Annotated in this window: 17 protein-coding genes and 2 pseudogenes; 10 read left to right on the top strand and 9 right to left on the bottom strand. The window is 67.5% G+C overall.

Features of this window, described 5'->3' with window-relative positions:
• Positions 1-40 precede the first annotated feature (40 nt).
• Entirely contained in the window at positions 41-478 is a 438-nt protein-coding gene (locus IH68_RS50525; RefSeq protein WP_324607694.1) for an NUDIX hydrolase, read from the bottom strand.
• A 677-nt stretch (positions 479-1,155) separates the two neighbouring features.
• Between IH68_RS50525 and IH68_RS54005 the strand changes: the two are divergent.
• Positions 1,156-1,382 (top strand): annotated as a pseudogene (locus tag IH68_RS54005) (transposase); the annotation flags it as partial.
• A 656-nt stretch (positions 1,383-2,038) separates the two neighbouring features.
• On the opposite strand, the gene IH68_RS0137150 reads toward IH68_RS54005, so the two are convergent.
• Together IH68_RS0137150 and IH68_RS59930 are read right to left on the bottom strand one after the other, a co-directional pair.
• The gene (locus IH68_RS0137150) at positions 2,039-2,317 is read right to left on the bottom strand and encodes a hypothetical protein (protein WP_030944406.1); all 279 of its coding nucleotides are present in this window, start codon (positions 2,315-2,317) and stop codon (positions 2,039-2,041) included.
• A 259-nt stretch (positions 2,318-2,576) separates the two neighbouring features.
• A complete protein-coding gene (locus IH68_RS59930) occupies positions 2,577-2,819 on the bottom strand; it encodes a transposase (RefSeq protein ID WP_078912786.1) in 243 nt (80 codons plus the stop codon).
• Positions 2,820-2,977: 158 nt separating this feature from the next.
• Between IH68_RS59930 and IH68_RS0137155 the strand changes: the two genes are divergently transcribed.
• Together IH68_RS0137155 and IH68_RS50530 are read left to right on the top strand one after the other, a co-directional pair.
• Positions 2,978-3,295, top strand: coding sequence for a hypothetical protein (locus IH68_RS0137155; protein ID WP_030944409.1), 318 nt, complete (start codon positions 2,978-2,980; stop codon positions 3,293-3,295).
• 266 nt (positions 3,296-3,561) lie between these two features.
• Positions 3,562-3,799: pseudogene (locus IH68_RS50530) on the top strand (transposase); the annotation flags it as partial.
• Positions 3,800-3,843: 44 nt separating this feature from the next.
• Here the strand turns inward: IH68_RS50530 and IH68_RS0137165 are convergent.
• From IH68_RS0137165 to IH68_RS0137175, 3 genes are all read right to left on the bottom strand, one after another.
• On the bottom strand, positions 3,844-4,500 hold the full coding sequence (locus IH68_RS0137165) for a hypothetical protein (protein WP_030944412.1): 657 nt from the start codon (positions 4,498-4,500) through the stop codon (positions 3,844-3,846).
• Positions 4,501-4,745: 245 nt separating this feature from the next.
• Positions 4,746-5,843, bottom strand: a complete 1,098-nt coding sequence (locus IH68_RS0137170; protein ID WP_051833934.1) for a cobalamin-independent methionine synthase II family protein — start codon at positions 5,841-5,843, stop codon at positions 4,746-4,748.
• A gap of 11 nt (positions 5,844-5,854) precedes the next feature.
• A complete protein-coding gene (locus IH68_RS0137175; protein ID WP_159403784.1) occupies positions 5,855-6,241 on the bottom strand; it encodes a hypothetical protein in 387 nt (128 codons plus the stop codon).
• Positions 6,242-6,616: 375 nt separating this feature from the next.
• Here IH68_RS0137175 and IH68_RS0137180 point away from each other — a divergent pair, with 375 nt between their 5' ends.
• The 3 genes from IH68_RS0137180 to IH68_RS0137195 all read left to right on the top strand — a co-directional run bounded on the left by IH68_RS0137180 (position 6,617) and on the right by IH68_RS0137195 (position 8,778).
• The gene (locus IH68_RS0137180; protein WP_030944421.1) at positions 6,617-7,141 is read left to right on the top strand and encodes an EF-hand domain-containing protein; all 525 of its coding nucleotides are present in this window, start codon (positions 6,617-6,619) and stop codon (positions 7,139-7,141) included.
• Positions 7,142-8,105: 964 nt separating this feature from the next.
• The gene (locus IH68_RS0137190) at positions 8,106-8,474 is read left to right on the top strand and encodes a DUF4440 domain-containing protein (protein ID WP_030944423.1); all 369 of its coding nucleotides are present in this window, start codon (positions 8,106-8,108) and stop codon (positions 8,472-8,474) included.
• 64 nt (positions 8,475-8,538) lie between these two features.
• A complete protein-coding gene (locus IH68_RS0137195; protein ID WP_030944425.1) occupies positions 8,539-8,778 on the top strand; it encodes a hypothetical protein in 240 nt (79 codons plus the stop codon).
• 490 nt (positions 8,779-9,268) lie between these two features.
• Here IH68_RS0137195 and IH68_RS0137200 read toward each other — a convergent pair whose 3' ends face one another.
• Positions 9,269-9,553 carry a hypothetical protein gene (locus IH68_RS0137200; RefSeq protein WP_234341726.1) on the bottom strand — a complete coding sequence of 95 codons (285 nt, stop codon included), beginning with the start codon at positions 9,551-9,553 and terminating at the stop codon, positions 9,269-9,271.
• 469 nt (positions 9,554-10,022) lie between these two features.
• Here IH68_RS0137200 and IH68_RS0137205 point away from each other — a divergent pair, with 469 nt between their 5' ends.
• Positions 10,023-11,084: an alpha/beta hydrolase gene (locus IH68_RS0137205; RefSeq protein ID WP_030944431.1), complete on the top strand. Its 1,062-nt coding sequence runs from the start codon at positions 10,023-10,025 to the stop codon at positions 11,082-11,084.
• 102 nt (positions 11,085-11,186) lie between these two features.
• Here the strand turns inward: IH68_RS0137205 and IH68_RS0137210 are convergent, their stop codons facing one another.
• Entirely contained in the window at positions 11,187-12,725 is a 1,539-nt protein-coding gene (locus IH68_RS0137210) for a flavin-containing monooxygenase (protein WP_063763575.1), read from the bottom strand.
• Positions 12,726-12,924: 199 nt separating this feature from the next.
• On the opposite strand from IH68_RS0137210, the gene IH68_RS0137215 reads away from it, so the two are divergent.
• Positions 12,925-13,941: a Rieske 2Fe-2S domain-containing protein gene (locus tag IH68_RS0137215; RefSeq protein WP_030944436.1), complete on the top strand. Its 1,017-nt coding sequence runs from the start codon at positions 12,925-12,927 to the stop codon at positions 13,939-13,941.
• A gap of 27 nt (positions 13,942-13,968) precedes the next feature.
• A complete protein-coding gene (locus IH68_RS59935; RefSeq protein WP_107057590.1) occupies positions 13,969-14,367 on the top strand; it encodes a transposase in 399 nt (132 codons plus the stop codon).
• A gap of 142 nt (positions 14,368-14,509) precedes the next feature.
• Here IH68_RS59935 and IH68_RS0137220 read toward each other — a convergent pair whose 3' ends face one another.
• On the bottom strand, positions 14,510-15,649 hold the full coding sequence (locus IH68_RS0137220; protein WP_030944440.1) for a PucR family transcriptional regulator: 1,140 nt from the start codon (positions 15,647-15,649) through the stop codon (positions 14,510-14,512).
• 87 nt (positions 15,650-15,736) lie between these two features.
• On the opposite strand from IH68_RS0137220, the gene IH68_RS0137225 reads away from it, so the two are divergent.
• Positions 15,737-16,792: a ferredoxin reductase gene (locus IH68_RS0137225; protein ID WP_030944443.1), complete on the top strand. Its 1,056-nt coding sequence runs from the start codon at positions 15,737-15,739 to the stop codon at positions 16,790-16,792.
• The last annotated feature ends 1 nt before the right edge of the window (position 16,793 follow it).

Consider the following 16,793-nt stretch of genomic DNA (forward strand, 5'->3'; position numbering starts at 1 on the left):
CTCCTCTCGGTCGGATGTGTGTCGGACGCCATGATGCTGGTCACCGGGCGTTCAGGAGCCGCTCGTCGAGGAACAGGGGCGACGGGGCTGGCGGGGAAGAGGAACCGTCCTTCTCCCGCTGCTTTGAGGGCGTCGTCCATCGTCCACCACTCGACCTTGAACCCGGCCTGGCCTCGGTGTCGGTCAGCTCCTGCGCGCCCAGGCGCAGGTCTTCGGCGAGGAACAGCGACAGGCCGGCACCGGATTCGGAGGTGATCGCGTACTCGCCGCGCGGGCGCATCCTGCGGGCCGTGACCCCGGCTTCCTCCTTCAGCTCCCGGTGTGCGCATGCCTCGGCGTCCTCGCCCTGCTCGCGCCGGCCTCCGGGGAGGAACAGGTGGCCTGCGTGGACGGAGTCACCGGTGTCGCGCAGGACGCCGACGAGGGCCTGAAAGTCGCGGGCGACGATGATCGAGGCGTGGGACAGGTCGGGCTCCATGAGGGGTGAGGCTATCGGCTCGGCAGCAACGCGGTGATGAGGTCGGCGAGTTCGCCGGAGGTGTGGTCGTCACTGTCGATGATGTGGCGGCGGGGTCGGTGGCAGCCACCGTGTCAAAGTTCGCGCGGAGCCGGGCAAGGCGTCTGGGCACGGTGAGCATGGCGTGGTCGTCGGTGTTGACGTCGGTCTCGGCCGCCATGTGCTGTTTTCATCGAACATCGCCCGGTGGCAGTACGCCTCCGGCCGGCCGCCCCGGCCACGCAGCCAGCCCGGCGCCGGCAGCAGCGGCCGGGCCACGGCCCACTCCGCGTCCGTCATGTCCGAGGGACACCGCCGAACACGCTCCGGATGATCGGCAGCATTTCCGAACCGGTGAGCGGCACATTCACACGTCGCGGCAGCCGAGTTGAACTCCACCGGCGTGAGCACGTACAACTGTGGCAACAGGGTCTCCCGGATCTCGGTTGGCTTCGCAAACCCGAGCTACCAAGAGGCCCTGCTCTCATGCCCGCAGCCAGCTGCGATCACCCGATCGAGACTCCCGTTCGACGCACTCCCCTCAAGATCGAAACGACAACAGCTTCTAAGCAGTACAAGCGGCTGCGGGGGCGGAAGAGGGCACAGGAAGCCTGGAACGGGACCGCTATCCAGCGGCCCCGGTTCTTCGCCCACTGGACCTGGGTCGGTCCGGTGTGGGGACATCGCCGTGGATCGTGTCGGATGAGCTGTGGGAGTGCTCGGAGCCGCTGCTGCCGCAGCGCGAACGGCGCTTTCGGTACCCGGGGCGCAAGGCGTTACCGGACCGGAAGGTGCTGTGCGGCATCCTCTATGTACTACACACCGGCATCCAGTGTGAGTACCTCCCGAGGAGCTGGGCTTCGGCTCGAGCATGACCTGCTGGCGACACGGCGTCAGATCGCCGTTCGACGGCCTGGGCAGCCCCAGGTCGGAGTGCATCTCTCGGAAGATGTTCTCCAAACGCCCCGGCAACGAACGCACCTCGGGTGAGACCGCGAAACTCAGCCCGATCGCCATCCTCGAAGTGCGATAGGGATCCTGACCGACCATCAAGACCCGGACGTCATCGAAGGGCTGCTGGAAGGCCCGCAGCATATTCGTCCTCGCCGGAAGATACGTCCGGCACCACACAAGTCAGATGTTGGATACAGGTCAGGGTCCCAGATGGCCCTGGCCAGGTGAGCCCCGCCCAGAGTGCCCCGCCCCACTGACTCGACAAGAGCCCGATACCCCGACAGAGAAACACCAGTTCAGGGACCTGATCCGCGAAAGCGGACAAGATCCCTGAACTGGTTTCAGCGGCGTCTCGGTGTCATCGGCATTGGCCTGCAGCCTGGTCAGCACGGCTCGCCAGACTGGCGCGCTGCCATCAGCGGAACAACCCACAGACCGTCTGCACGGCCCGTGCTCCACCGGTTGATCTCGCCATGGGACGCTGGTCCGCGCCCGCCGCCGACTCACGTCGATCAGCCCTCGTCGACATGCGGACCGCCTGCCGACCTGCACAACAGGGCACAGCGGTCCCCTGTGCTATGACACGGCCTAGAAGGCGCTGTTGTCGCAGCCCATGGACGAGCCCGCGTGGGTGTTCTGCCCACCCGAGTTGCCCTCGCCGCCGAGCGCGTTGCCCAGCGCGCCGTTGAGGACGCCGACCTGGCCGAGGACGTCGACGTTCAGGTCGTGCGACCTGCAGTGGGAGCTCTGTAGGACGTTCCCGCCGCCGTGACCGTCGTTCCCGGTGGCGGTGGCGGTGCCGGCGCTCAGGAGTCCAACGCTGCCGAGGGCGACTGTCAGGACGGCAGCCTTGAGAAGTTTTTGCATGTCATCTCCGATGGAGTGAGGCGAGTGCGATCCGCAAGGGATCGACTCCGTACAGTCATAGGACGTTAATATGAAAAATCGCAATATGATCCACTGACACGCCGGGATTTACGTCCGGTCAGATCGCCCGAGCCGCGAGACGTGATCGACACACGACCTTGATCGAGCGCACCTCCGCCGACTGCTTCGAACACGTCGACATCTCCCAGTCGCGCGGCTCAGCACCCCCGCATCGCCGACCGACCCGAACCGAGAACTCCTAGGTCTTCTCGACCGCGGGCGACAGATTCTGAATCAGGTGCCAGCGATCGGCCACCTCGGTCGCGTCCGGTGCCGCCTCTTTGATTGCCCGGCTGTAGCCGCTGTCGCGGTCCCAGCAGGCGATCTCAGCGCCGGGGTGTGCGGTGAGCCAGGCGGCGAGCGTCTCGCTGGTGCGGTCGGCCAGCAGGTCGACCGGGCGGACATCTCGATGTCGACCAGGAAGGTCCCGTAGGTGTGCGATCGGCGGAAGGGGAGCTGGCGTCCTACGCGTAAGACAAGGGCTTCAAACACGCCATCGACCGGGTGAGATGCGGCGGTACGTGGATGGGGGATGGCTATCTTGCGACCACCGAGGGCGATGCGTAAGGGCTGCCCGGGGCAGGGAGCAGGAGTGGGTCGATGGGGCAAAAGTACCTTCAGCGTTTCGTCTATGCCGAGGGCGTCACCAAGCCTGCACTCGATGAGGCGTGGGGCGAAGCCTTCAAGGCGTTCGCCCGGTCGGGCAACTGGGGCGACGTCGACAGCGGCATCGTGCACCACCAGACGTACGGCACCGGATGGGGCGGGTACGCGCTGATCGAAGTGGAGGACCCCGAGGCGTTCGGGCGCTACCAGATGTTCCACAACCAGACCTACGGCCACGTCGTCCACGTCACCTTCGAACCCCTGTGGGACATGGACCGGGCGTTCGAGGCGACCATCCGCGGCCTGAAGTGAATGTGCGACGCAGACAGCGGGCGGCAGCACTGCTTCCGCCTCGCCCACGCCCATACCCAAGGCGATGAAGCGGTACCGCCGCCACTCATAGAGGGCTTCGCCGGAATCCTGCGCGAGGACTGGGACGCCGTCCTCGCCGGCATGACACTCGCCTACAGCTCCGGCGTCGTCGAAGGGCACGTCAACCGTTTAACAACGACAATGAGGTGGGTGTGTCGTGATGGCCGTGTCTGGGGCGGGAGTTGAGCGTCCGGTCCGGTGTGGTGATGTCGCGGTGGATCGTGTCGGATGAGCTTTGGGACCGTCTTGAACCGCTGCTGCCGCGGCGTGAGCGCAGGTTCCGGTATCCGGGCCGCAAACCGTTGCCGGACCGCGAGGTGCTCTTGCGGGATCCTGTACGTGCTGCACACCGGCATCCAGTGGGAGTACCTGCCGCAAGACCTCGGCTTCGGCTCAGGCATGACCTGCCGGCGCCGTCTGCGGGACTGGAACGAAGCCGGCGTGGACTGAGCCTGATGCTTCAGCGCGCCTTTCTGACCGGTCAGTGCTTAGGGAGCTCCCGACGGCTGACGCGCGTGATCCCACGTGAGTGCGACGGTGCGGCAGAGGTAGTCGTACATGTCGCCTCGCCGGTACTTCTTGACAGGGCTCAGCTGTCCGTGGCGGGTGTCCTCGTATTGTGTTAGATAGACGACGCGATCGGTTAGAACGATGCGGGCGATGTGGGGTTGGTTGTACAGGCGCATCTCCATTCGCCCCGAGGCTGCGTGAGCTGCCAGGTAGGAAATATTCTGCCGTATCTGCAGACGGAGAAGCCCGCTCCGATAAGCGTGGTCGAAGGATCCGGTTTCGGTCTCCCGGACGTCGATCCAGTCTGGCGGGCCGACGGCATCGGGATCCGGGAGCAGTATCCGTACGCGTTTGGTGCCTGCAGAGGCTGCGCGCAGCGTGTCTGCGAACACATGGCGTTGCAGGTCGTTACCCCGGCTGGTCATCACCGTCACCCACCTAGCCCGTGCCAACTCAGCCTGGAGATCCTCCGCCACGTGTGCTGCATCCTTGAACGACTGTTCCAAGTCCAGGCCGAGTACGCGAGTGACGATCAAAACTGTGGCTTGGCGAGCCGTCCTCGACACGACCCAGACCAACATGAGGAAGATGGCTGACCCTGCGACAGAGATCACTAATTCGCGAAGAACCCCCATGCCAGAGAAAGGTAACAGCGGTTCCAGCGCTCCCGTCAGTGGTCGACTGCAACCGCAAGGGCTTGAATCCTGGTCTGACCGACGCCGAAGCTGCCAACTGGACTCGCAGCCACCTCTGGCTGCGGAGAGGTGGGCCGCTCGGCTGATGGGGGGTGGTCGCCTGCACGGTGGGCACTCCCTCAATACAACAACGGCCTGCACAACCCCACCGGGTCGTGCAGGCCGTTGTGCAGCACGCCTCTGATCTAACCAGCAGGCTTCGATGACGGTCCGGGGTGTTCGTTCACGAGTTCGCGGGCGGCCAGGGCGGTGCCTTCGATGCGGGCGCTGATCTTGGCGAAGGCGGTGTCGCGGGAGGTGGAAGTGTCGTCGGCGAAGGGCGAGAAGCCGCAGTCGTCGCAGGTGCCCAGACGGTTAGGGGGCAGGTGACGGGCGGCGGTGAGGACGCGGTCGCGTACCTCCTCGGGCGTTTCGACACGTGGGTCGATCGGGTCAGTGACGCCGATGAAGACCTGGGCCTGGGCGGGGAGATGTTCAGCGAGGACGGCGAGGACTTTGTCCGGTTCCGGCTCGCTGGCGAGCTGGATGTAGAAGGCACCGACCTTGAGATGGAGGAGTGCGGGCAGCAGTGCCGTGTAGTCGACGTCCAGGCTGTGGGTGGAGTCCTGATCGCCGCCGGGGCAGGTGTGGATTCCGATCCTGGCCTGTTCGGTGCTGGAGAAGCGTTCCAGGACGCGGTTGTTGAGGGCGATGAACTGGTCCAGCAGGCTGCCGCTCGGGTCGAGCTTCAGCGCGAGACGGGCCTCGGTGAAGTCGAGCTGGACGCGGTGGGCGCCGGCGTCCAGACATCGGCGGATGTCCGTTTCGGCCTCGGCGGTGAGGTCGTCGAGGAAGGCTTCGCGGGGGTATCCGTCGATGCCGTCGGGTGGGTAGAGCAGGCTGAGCGCCGATGGCGCGATGACGGCCTGCTTCACCGGTGAGGCCGCGTGCCGGAGTGCGGCGTGCAGGTAGCGGTCGGCGTACACGCCGTAGCGCATTGGTCCGGCCGTAAGGCGGGGCAGCTGCCGCTGGTGCCCGTCGGCGAACGGGATGACGACGCCGTCGGGTGCCAGTCGGTTCAGGCCGGTCAGGGGGTAGGTGGCGAAGCTGGGTTTGGCCTGTTCGCCGTCGGTGACGACCGGGGAGCCGATCTCCTCCAGGCGGCGGACGGTATCGCAGACGGCGCGGTCCTGGGCGGCGGCGAGTTCCTCGTCGCTGATCTGGCCCGCGGCATGGTCCGCCATGGCGGCGAGCAGCTCGGCGGGCCGCGGGATGCTGCCGATCGGTTCGGTGGGGATGCCCACCATGGTCTGGCTCACGACCCGATCTCCAGCTGTGCCTCACCGCTGCTGCCCTCTAGCCCGGACAACAGGCATGAGGTGGGCAGTTCACCGGGGAGCGCGGCAACGGTCCGATGCGCCGTCAGCCCTTCGCCGCGGCCCTCGACTACCCGGCCCGACATCCTGACCACGAGGACGCCGGCGACACGCACTGTGGTGCTGCTGTCGTACGCGATCGATGACTGTTTCCCGTCACCGTAGTGGACGACTTCCTTAAGGCGGGGGCTGTTCACCGTGATGCAGGACGCCGACGGTGACTTCCCGTCCAGGTCGCCGGTGGCCGGCACCGTCCGGCCGGGACCAACCCCGCACGTGTAACTGGCATGTGTCTGGACGTGGGTCGGGCGGGGCAACAGGGTCAAGGGCGGGTTGTATGTGCTGGTGCTGGAGCCCGTGCACAGAACGTTCTCTCCGTGCACAGGCTCATGGGCCTGACCCGCTGGAGCCCAGACCACCGACGAGGCCACCAGGGCCAGGGAACTCATCACAACTGCTGTGCCGTGTCTGCCGAACATCCACCCTCCACGGAATGTGTTCTTCCACAGGGGTTGTGACTACCCCAGGCCGCTTCCGCAGTCCCCGGCTCATGAGTCACACCACCGGCGCACTACGCGCGGTGCGCGTGGGGAAAGACCCCCACGCCCCCCGAATGGGCGTCTTGATCATCACGGCCGAGGGGTAGGACGCCCACTCGGATCGAAGCGCTCACACCCGAACACCGTGAGGAAGGAACCTCGATGGACCAGACAGCCGCGCAAAAGCTCGTCTTCGCCATGCTGGACGCGGATGGAGACGGAATCGTGTCCAGGGAGGAATACATGGCGCGCACCAGGAACGTGGCGCTGGCCATGGGACTCAAGGACGACGACCAGCTCGTCGTCACCGCACGCACCCTGGGCGAGCGCGCGTGGGCGTCGATGGACGCCGACGGCGACGGAAAGATGACCTTCGACGAGTACGCGGCATGGGCCGGCGCCGAGGCGTTCGACACCGTCTGCGCACCCGTCCTCGGCGCCCTCTTCGACCTCGCCGACACCAACCATGACGGCGTCCTCGACCTCTGCGAGTTCACAGCCCTGCGCACAGCGCTGAACAACCCGGCCACCAACGCCGAGGCGGCGTTCACTGCCCTGGACACTGATGGCGACGGCCGCATCAGCCGCGACGGCTACATCGCGTCCATCCGCGCTCACGTCACAGGCGAAAGCTCTCCCATGGGCAGGGCGCTGTACGGCAGGCCGCTCTCCGACATCCCGGCGTGATGATCAACGCGCGGCGGGCACCGGCCCTTGCCTAGGCGTACTCCAGCCGCGACAACCGCGCTTATCTGCGCAGACGGGGAATCAAGGCAACCATCGCCCAGCCCGATGACCAGCGGGCCAAACGCCGGCGTAAGAGGCGGGCCGGCGGACATCCGCCCTCCTTCGACAAGATGCAGTACCGCCGCCGCAGTCCCGTCGAGCGGTGCGTGAGCAAGTGGAAGCAGTTCCGCGCTGTCGCAACGGGGTACCACTGTGTGGATGTTCGGGTGTTGCCCCGAGTAGTGGCCTGACTCGCGCTACGACTGGCCTCGGTGCCTTGCGTTTGATCTGTCGGCCACTTCTCGGGGCAGCGATTGCTGCCGCCGGGCAGGGGATGTGTCCCGATAGGCCTCAACGGGCCCGGGGCCTTACAGACGTCCGTCACCAGACAGCCCAGAAGCCCAACTGCGGCCTCTGGAACCACCTTCACAACGGATTAGGGGCCGCACGTCGTGCCGGTTCGTAATTGGCAGGGCCTGTTCCCCGGCGACAAGGTTTCGAACGCCGAAGCACGCCGGACTATCGGGTCACGAGCATCGTCTTCGGCTTCAGCGGTCCTCCTTGGGGCGGAGTGACAAGGTGCTGCTGGTCGACGACTGGATCGGACCGGCAGCCAGGCCACCGCGGTCAGGGACATGGTCTTGGAGTGCGGGAGCGACTGGGCCGGCTGCAGCGTCATCATCGACCAGCTCGGTGAGAACCAGGCACGCGAGGTGGGTCCTGTCCGGGCGCTGCTGCGCTTCGAGGACCTCCCTGCCTGTCGCACTCACGAGTAGCCGGTCTCTCCTGGCGCCCTCAAGGGTCGTGGAGCCTCAGCGGCGAGCCTGGGGGCTTCCATACAGGCGCTCAGCGTGCACGACCGGTGGGGTGGCTTCTTTCGAACAATTCGCTGTTGTCAGGCGTGTGGCGTCCGTAGGGTTCCTGCATGGCGGATGACGAGCGAGAGCAGGCCGTGCAGGCTGCCATTGACGGCGAGATGCGGCTTCTCGATCCCGAGGTGCGCGCTTCGCCGGACCGTGTCCTGGAGCTTCTGGATCCGGAGTGGACCGAGATCGGGGCTTCCGGACGCTGGTGGGACGTGAAGTCGATCCTCACGGTGACAAGCGGTGGCGGCATCTCCCCGGAGTCTCCGGTCAAGGTCAGCGACATGTCCGGAGCCGTCGTTGCCCCGGGCATCGTTCACCTGACGTACTTCGCCGACAACCAGGGCCGTCAGGTCTGGCGGAGTTCCTTGTGGCGGCTGACGGAGACGGGCTGGCGGATGTACTTCCACCAGGGCACTTTGGCCGGCTGAGTTGTGCACCGCCGCCCATCATGGCGGCGCCCGGCGGCGATCAGCGCGTGCTGATGCAGGAGGAATGCCCAGCCGGATCGGTGATAACGCGCGCCATGTCGACCAAGTGGTCGCCAAGGCGGTCACGGGTGGCGACGCCCCCACCGTCGTCGCCCGGGCTGTCATCGCGGCGGCCACCGCGCGCAAGCCGCGGCTGCGCTCCACTGCCGGCCCATTCGCCCGGCGCATCAGCCTGCTACGCCGCATGGTCCCCGCCCGGGTTTTCGATCAGCAGATCCGCAAGTTCAACAAGCTGGTCGGCTGACACCCCGCCGCAGGCCCTCCTTTCGAAGCGAGCATGTCCTGACCGCAATTTCGTGAAGCCTCAGCGAGATGACTCCGGCCGGATCCGCTACTCGGCGTAGCCATTGCTGAGTTGGCCCAGCGCGGTGCCGGGAATGCTCCCAGTCCGTTTCTCCGGCCCTCTCGCCGAACCCGCCGTGCGCCTCGCTGTCGGGCCACGATTTGTGGTGCGACCAGGGCTGCATCGCCGAGCGGGTCCTCCTCGACGACGCCCCCACACCCTCCTCCCCCACTCCGCGCCCGTTGCTGCCGGTCGTCGAGGTCCGACGGGTAGGCGCCGAGAGCCAGTGACACCGCTGCACCTGTCGGACCCGCTGTGCATACCCTTCAGTCATGCATCGGCTGGGCTGGGGCTGTTCCCCAACTCGTCGGGGGGCAGCGGCGAGGCAGGTGTCGGATGCGTCGGCGGTGCCGCACTCGGGCGACGATGCCACATGGGTGTTGCCGTCTCGTCAGGCGCTCTCGCCTGGTGTCGGTGTCGTGGGGTCCGCCGGGCTGGTGCGGAGCATGGCCCTGTAGAGGGCGTCATGCTCGGGCGAAGGAGGCAGGGGCCCACGGGCTGGTGCCTCGCAGGACTGGATGAGCATGGCGACGACTCGTCGCCAGGAGTCGGGGGCGGCGTCGCCGGTGGCGTTGACGACACCGGCGTTGGCCATATGGATCAGGACCAGGTCCGAGGGGTCGAAGTCCTCGCGCAGCCGGCCCGTGGCCTTCGCGCGGTTGATGAGTTCCACCATGGCCTCATCCGGGGCTGCGCCGGGACTACCGAAAGATCGAAGCCGCCCCCCAATTTCCGCGGCCTGTAAGGAGTTCGGGCTGCGCCCCACAGGCCGGCGCCCGACTGCCAGCAGGCTCCAGACCATCCCGATCACATGGGGCAGGCCAGCATGACCGCGACCACCGATTCGCCAAGCACCACCCCGATGTCGTCCGATCCACGCGCGGCACATGCCGTAGACGCCTTCAGGGACGCCCTGATTCGTGCGGCCGCCGACTCGCGGCGGCCGTGCTGGCCATGGCCGCCGGACTGACCGTGACTGCGGTCACCGATCAGCAGGGCAAGCCCGCGCGCCCGCAGGCGCCACCGACCTTCACTTCCGGCTCCAAGCCGCCCTTTGATCGCCGCGTGATGGGAAGGAACCGTTGATCGTGGAGATCCCTCTTGCTCAGTAGGTTGTGGGCAAGGTGGTAACGGGAGGTGGTTGTGTGTCTCTGACCAGCACACCATTCTTCGCTGTACTCATCGTCGCGACGGTCGTGATGATGGTCGGCGCGATTGCGCTGTGGCCGAAGGTGCGCGGGCCCAGAGCGGTGCGCTGGCTTGTGCACGCTGTCATGATCGGTCTGTGTCAGCTCACGGCCATCGGCGTCGTGGCCACCTGGATCAACAACAGCTACGGCCTGTATGCGTCCTGGGATGACCTGCTCGGCAATGCGAACACCAACGCGGTCGCGATGCCTGGGCCTCCAGTGCACCGGGCGAAGTTCAGCAAGAGCACCAAGGGCGGCGTGCTGGACACGTATTTCCACGGCCGGCGATCCGCGCTGTCCGGTGAGGTACTCGTGTGGACGCCGCCGCAGTACGACGAGGCCGCCTACGCGAGGAAGCGGTTCCCGGTCATCATGCTGCTGCACGGTGTCCCGGGATCGCCCCAGTCCTGGCTGGAGCATGGCGGTATGCCGGGCGCCTTCGCGGCTCTGCTCAAGCAGAACAAGGTGCACCCCTTCATCCTTGTGATGCCGGTGGTCAACCCGGGCAGCGTGGACACTGACTGCAGCGACCTGCCCAACCGCAAAGTGGCGACCTGGATGACGGCCGACGTCCCGGACCTCGTCAGCCACAAATTCCGCACGCTGCCGCCGGGCCCGCGCAGCTGGGGCGTGATGGGTTTCTCGACCGGCGGGTTCTGCGCGGCGAAACTGCCCCTGCAGTTCCCGAAGGTCTTCGGGGCGGGCGCCGCCCTCGACCCCGATCCGCTGACCGGCGACGAGTCCGTCCTGCCGGACCCGGCCGTGCGCAGGCTCAACAGCCCGACGTACCTCGTGCGGCACACCAAGGCCCGCGTCAGGCTCTTCCTGGCAACCTCGCGGGAAGACCCGCTCAGTCCGCCGTCGTACATCGAGAAGTTCCAGGCGTCCGCCAGGGTCACCCCGGTGGAGGTCCGCACTCTGGTGCTGCCCAGCGGCGGACACAACTACAACACCTGGTCGGCGGAGTACCCCGCGGCATTCGGATGGCTCAGCCAGTGGCTGTCCGCACCGCACTGAACACCCGGGCGGCCACTGCCGTGCGGGCCACTGCTCCACCAGCGAAGGCCCACTGTGCGCAGCACCCACGACTTGCGAATGCGACGGGTACGTGACCGGGATCTACTGGAGCCGATCCGACGGGCATGTCGGTAGCCCGTCCCGCTCAGCGCCGGGCTGGGCCGGCAACGGCAGCGTCCATGTGTAGACGTCAGGGTCGAAGGCTTCCAGGCGCTTGACGAGCCTGGCTGTCGACCAGGGCCAGCAGAACGTGTTGACGCCGGGTAGGCCGAAGTAGTAGCTGGCCTGGTCGGCCGAGTTGTAGACAGTGGTACGCAGCGCCGCGTGCAGGGCCTGCTGGTGGGCTGCTTCAGCCTCGGGCCTGACATCCAGCGCTGCCGCCCCGCTCGCCCGCAAGTGGGTGAGCGCGGTGGTGATGTAGCGGAGCTGGGCTTCGAGGACGGTGGGCACGGCGGTGGTGCCGGTGAGCAGGTTCGGGCCGAGGAGCAGGAAGAGGTTGGGGTACCCGCTGACGCTGGTGCCCAGGTATGCGCGGCGGTTGTCGGCCCAGGTCTCGGCCAGTGTGCCGCCGGTACCGTGCAGGTGGGGCGCGAGGGGAATGCCGCCGATGTGGTAGCCGGTGGCGAGAATGATGATGTCGGCGCGGGTTCGGGTGCCGTCGGCGCCGATGACCTCGCTGCCCTCCACGGCGGCCACGCGGGTGGGATGCAGTCGCACGTTGGGCCGGGTGAGGGCTGTGTAGTAGGTGCTGGAGGTGATCAGGCGGCGACCGCCGAAGCGGTAGCGGGGAGCAAGGGCCCGGCGTAGGGCGGGGTCCCGGACGGAGGTCCGCAGATGGAGGCGGGCCAGAGCCTCCAGGGGCCGCAGCAGGTGTGGATGGCGCAGGGGTACGCCGATGGCTTCCTGGGTCCAGTGGTGCAGGCCGCGTAGTGCGCGGCGCGCTGCGGGGTGGTGTTCGAGTAAGCGGTGGACAGCTGGAGGGAAGGGGTAGTCGGGTTTGGGAAGCACCCATTGCGGTGTGCTCTGGAAGACATCGAGGTGTGCCGCCTCGGGCTGGATTTCGGGCAGGAACTGGACGGTTGACGCTCCGGCCCCCACCACTGCGATGCGCCGTCCGGCCAGGTCGACTTCGTGATTCCACCGGGCGGAGTGGAAGGCGGTGCCGGGGAAGGTGCCGAGGCCCGGGATGTCAGGATGGCGGGGCTGGTGCCAGGGGCCGGTGGCGACGATCACGGCGCGGGCCGTGTACGTGCCCGCTGTGGTGTGCAGGTTCCAGCGGTGCGCTTGCGGCTCCCAGCGGATGCTCCGTACCTCGGTGTCGTAGCGGATCGCCTTGTCGGCGCCGTGGGTTGCCGCGGTGGTGGTGAGGTAGTCGAGGATCTCGGGCTGCCCGGCGAAGCCCCGGCTCCACGCGTGGGGTGCGAAGGAGTACTCGTACAGCAGCGACGGCACGTCGCAGCCGCATCCGGGATAGGTGTTGTCGCGCCAAGTCCCGCCGAGGCGAGCAGACTTCTCCAACACGACAACGTCATCGATACCGGCCCGGCGCAGCGCGATGACGGCGGCCACGCCGCAGAGGCCGGCACCGATGACGACGACTTCCGCTTCATGACGAGTGTTGCCAGTGTTGTCATCGGCCACCCGGCGCCCCCTTGCCTGCCTCGAGAGCGTCCCCGGACTCGATGCCGAACCGCCCCCACCACTCACTCAGAGTGACCGATCCTAGGCGTGTGCGCGTGATCGGCCATGGCGATATGGCCTGTGTCTACCTCATACGAGTGATCTTGCCGGATGGGCTGAATTCAATGCGTTTTGCTGTGTTTGGCTGCCCGCCATGACGATGAGGGACGAACTCGCCGCTGCTCGTGATCCGCAGGCCGCCACGAACGAGACGGGCCGGCATCTGCCCTACCCCAGCGGCTGGTTCTGCCTGGCCCGTTCACAGGAAATGACCCCCGGCAAAGTCCTGACCCGTCGCTTCATGGGCGAGGACATCGTCCTCTACCGCACCCGCGACGGCCGGCCCCACGCAGTGCATCCCTACTGCCCGCACCTCGGCGCTCATCTCGGGGCGGGCGGAACCGTAGAGGGCCAGAACCTGGTGTGTCCCTTCCATCGCTTCGCCTTCGCCCCCGACGGAACCTGCGTCGGCACTCCCGACGGCCCCCCACCGCGCGCCCACCTGCAGCACCACACCATCAGCGAACGCAACGGCTTCCTCTTCGCCTGGTACGCACCCGACGGCACTCCACCCGCCTGGGAAATCCCCGGCACCGCCCACGCCGGAGTCCGAGCGATGGCCGCCTGGAGCACCGAAGTGCGCACCTACGCCCAGGAAATCATCGAGAACACCCTCGACTATCGACATCTGCCCATCCTGCACCACGTGGCCGTAGAGGAACTCGACCCGCCGCAGACCCAAGGCCCCCTCCTGCATATGCGTCTGCGCCTCGGGCCGGACCGGCCTCACATCGTCAAGCAGAAGATCCTGGCCGACCATACGTTCCTCATGGCGGGCCTTGGATATCTCCGGGTCGAGCTCCCGCTACCCTCGCTCGGACTCGTCAGCTACCTGTGGGCCATACACACCCCGACCGGGCCGCGAAACACCCGCATGCTGGTCGCGGCGGCCTGCGCGGACATCCGCAAGCAGCGCACCACTGGAGCATCGCTCCCACGACGGAGCCTGCACCGCGCCTTCGCCCACGCCATGCTGCGCACTGCGGTCAGCAAGATCCACCAGGACCTGAGAATCTGGAACACCAAACGCTACGAGCCACGGCCCCGCCTCGCCGCGAGCGACGAAGCCATTGGCTTGTTCCGCCACTGGGCCCGCCAGTTTTACCCACCGCCGTGAGCGGACCGCACAGCGACTGCCCCTACCGTGAGCCATGCCAGGAAGCCGTCGCCATACCACCGACGACCAAGTGACCGACAAGACAGCCGTCAACGATGTCGCCAACACCTCACGGAACCGCTCCAGGATCGGTGGAGATACTGGTCTGCCCTGGGTCTCACGGAGTCGGTCGCTGGAGAATCGACCGTCCAGCAACCTCCGGAGGCCGTCACGCCTCGCAGCTATCCGCCCGAGTTCCGCCGCCGTGTCCTCCACCTGGTCGTCTCCGGCCGGAAGGCCGCCGAAGTGGCGAAGCTTCTCGGCATCATCGAGCAGACCATCTATGTCTGGCGCCGCCGGCACTTGATCGACACCGGGCAAGCTCCCGTGGCCCCACGCACGAGGAGCCCGGACTCGCGGCGGCCCGCAAGCGGATCGCAGAGCTGAAGGCCGAGTCGGCCATCCACCGCCGGGCCGCCGAGCTGCTGGGCGAGGCGACCTCTCCCAGAGGCGGTTCGAAGCCATCCGTGGATGTCTGGCCAGAAACTGGACCGCTCGCAAACGCGGTCCTGGACGGTCGAAGAACGCCTCAGCTGACCCGAAGACCGACCGCCAGCGTCAGTTCAAGGACCCGGTTCGGCGATGCGAGATCCGGAAACAGCTCCCGCAGCTGCGACATCCGGTACCGGACGGTCTGGGGATGGACGAACAACTCCGCCGCCACCTCATCCCGCCTGCCCTGGTGCAGCAGCCACGCCCGCAACGTCTCCTCCAGCCGCCGCGCGGTCGCGACAGGCAAGGCCCGCAACGGTGCGAGGGCTCGGGCACGGAGGTCTGCGAACGCGTCCACGTCGGCGCTCAGCACCAGCTCGGGCAGGTGGTCCTCGGTGTCGCGAATCTCGGAGGAGAGGGAGCGCGCGCGTACGGCTCGTGCGTACGAGGCGGACGCACGCGTCCACGGCCGGGCCGGGCCGACCACGGCGGTGCGGTCGGTCAGCTGCCGCAAGAGATGTGATCGGTCGGCATCGGGGACGAGCAGCACGCCGGTGGCGTCCGGCAGGTCGTCGAGGACGAGGGTGCTCGGGTCGAGCGTGCGGTAGGCAGGCCGGGCCTGGGCGGCGGGCAGCAGGACCGCGGTCAGTGAGACAGGAGGCTGCCACCCGGCCCTTTGAGCAGAGGCAAGCAGCACATCCGGGCTCGCGCCGGCGAGGAGGTCGCGGGCCAGGTGTTCCAGGTGGCGCTCTTGAGCCCGGCCCCGGGCGGCCAGTTCGTCGGCGTGGCCCGCGGCGCTCGCGGCGGAGAGCTCGTCGATGTAGGCGAAGGTCAGCTCGGCGAACTTGGCGACCTCGGCGGCGGGCAGACCTGCGGGTACGGCACCGGCTGCCAGGCAACGCCAGGCCACGCGGGCGCCGACGCGGTAGGCGCTGAGCAGGGCGTCCATCGAACGGCCGTCCCGGACCTCGCCGCGGCCCAGCTCGTAGGCTGCGTCACCGGCGTCGCCGCCTGTGGCGTTCCCGCTCGCGAGGTCCAGGTAGTGCCCCAGGGCGGTGCGGACGGCTCGGCGGATGGTGGCGCCCATGTGTCCCGACAGGGCGTTGGCGTAGGAAGGGACCTCGTCGATGATCGCCTGGACGACCTCGTCGGCGGTGGCCTTCAGCGCGGCCCGCAGTGCCGTGACCGTCGTCTCATCCAGGGTCAGTTCGCTGGCCCTCCGGATTGCATGGCTCATGTTTTTGTTCCCTGCGAACAATTCGAACGACCAAATTTACGTCCTGCGGTCAGGACTTTACGCCCTGAGGCACAGCAAGCTGGAGTCATGACGAGTGCAGCCCTCCGCAGCAGGGCGTGGAAACTGCTCGAGATGGTCACGACGCCGCTACTGCCGTCGGACTACCTCGACCTGGTCAGCCCCCTGCGTGCGGGCGCTGACCTGCGGGGGCGCATCGAGGCCGTGCACCCCGAGACGGGTGACGCCGCAACCATCGTGATCAGGCCGGGACGCGGTTGGCGCGGCCACACAGCCGGCCAGTACGTGCGGATCGGCGTCGACGTCGACGGGGTGCGCCTGTGGCGTGCCTACTCCATCACCTCGCCGACAAACCGCCAGGACGGCCGCGTCACGATCACCGTGAAGGCGATCCCGGACGGCAAGGTCAGCAACCACCTGGTCCGCAGGGCGACACCGGGCACGCTGATCCAGCTCGACCAGCCGACCGGTGACTTCGTGCTGCCGCAGGCCAAGCCCACCAAGGTGCTCTACCTGACGGCCGGCAGCGGCATCACGCCCGTGATGGGCATGCTGCGCGACACCGAGTTCAACGACGTCGTCATGGTCCACTGCGCGCCACGGCCGCAAGACGTGATCTTCCGCAGCGAACTGCACGACCTGGTCGCGGACAAGAAACTGCAGCTCACCGAGGTGCACACCGACACCGACGGCATGCTCGACATCGCCCGTCTCGACGAACTCGTGCCCGACTGGGCCGAGCGCGAGACCTGGGCCTGCGGGCCCGCGGGCCTGCTCGACGCCGCCGAAAAGCACTGGAGCGACCAAGGCGTCCCAGAGCGCCTGCACACCGAACGCTTCCGCCCCAGCATCGTCGTCGCCGGCGACGGCGGCGAGGTCACGTTCAGCACCACCGGCAAGACCGTCGACGCGGACGGCGCCACGCCGTTGCTGGACATCGGCGAGGAGGCAGGCGTGCTCATGCCCTCCGGGTGCCGCATGGGCATCTGCTTCGGCTGCGTCTCGCCGCTCAAGGCGGGCGCCGTCCGCGACCTGCGCACCGGCGAGATCACCGAGGCCGAGCCGGGCGTCCTCATCCAGACCTGCGTGTCCGCCGCCGCGGGCCCCTGCGACATCGAACGGTAGG

The organism is Streptomyces sp. NRRL S-646, from assembly GCF_000720765.1.
Lineage (GTDB): Bacteria > Actinomycetota > Actinomycetes > Streptomycetales > Streptomycetaceae > Streptomyces.

What these genes read in the sequence shown, in the direction of transcription:
- IH68_RS0137225 (WP_030944443.1), top strand. Translation starts at nt 15,737, where the DNA reads ATGACGAGTGCAGCCCTCCGCAGCAGGGCGTGGAAACTGCTCGAGATG.
- IH68_RS0137215 (WP_030944436.1), top strand. Translation starts at nt 12,925, where the DNA reads ATGAGGGACGAACTCGCCGCTGCTCGTGATCCGCAGGCCGCCACGAAC.
- IH68_RS0137180 (WP_030944421.1), top strand. Translation starts at nt 6,617, where the DNA reads ATGGACCAGACAGCCGCGCAAAAGCTCGTCTTCGCCATGCTGGACGCG.
- IH68_RS0137190 (WP_030944423.1), top strand. Translation starts at nt 8,106, where the DNA reads ATGGCGGATGACGAGCGAGAGCAGGCCGTGCAGGCTGCCATTGACGGC.
- IH68_RS0137165 (WP_030944412.1), bottom strand. Translation starts at nt 4,500, where the DNA reads ATGGGGGTTCTTCGCGAATTAGTGATCTCTGTCGCAGGGTCAGCCATC.
- IH68_RS0137150 (WP_030944406.1), bottom strand. Translation starts at nt 2,317, where the DNA reads ATGCAAAAACTTCTCAAGGCTGCCGTCCTGACAGTCGCCCTCGGCAGC.
- IH68_RS0137155 (WP_030944409.1), top strand. Translation starts at nt 2,978, where the DNA reads ATGGGGCAAAAGTACCTTCAGCGTTTCGTCTATGCCGAGGGCGTCACC.
- IH68_RS0137200 (WP_234341726.1), bottom strand. Translation starts at nt 9,553, where the DNA reads ATGGTGGAACTCATCAACCGCGCGAAGGCCACGGGCCGGCTGCGCGAG.
- IH68_RS0137195 (WP_030944425.1), top strand. Translation starts at nt 8,539, where the DNA reads ATGCCCAGCCGGATCGGTGATAACGCGCGCCATGTCGACCAAGTGGTC.
- IH68_RS0137220 (WP_030944440.1), bottom strand. Translation starts at nt 15,649, where the DNA reads ATGAGCCATGCAATCCGGAGGGCCAGCGAACTGACCCTGGATGAGACG.
- IH68_RS50525 (WP_324607694.1), bottom strand. Translation starts at nt 478, where the DNA reads ATGGAGCCCGACCTGTCCCACGCCTCGATCATCGTCGCCCGCGACTTT.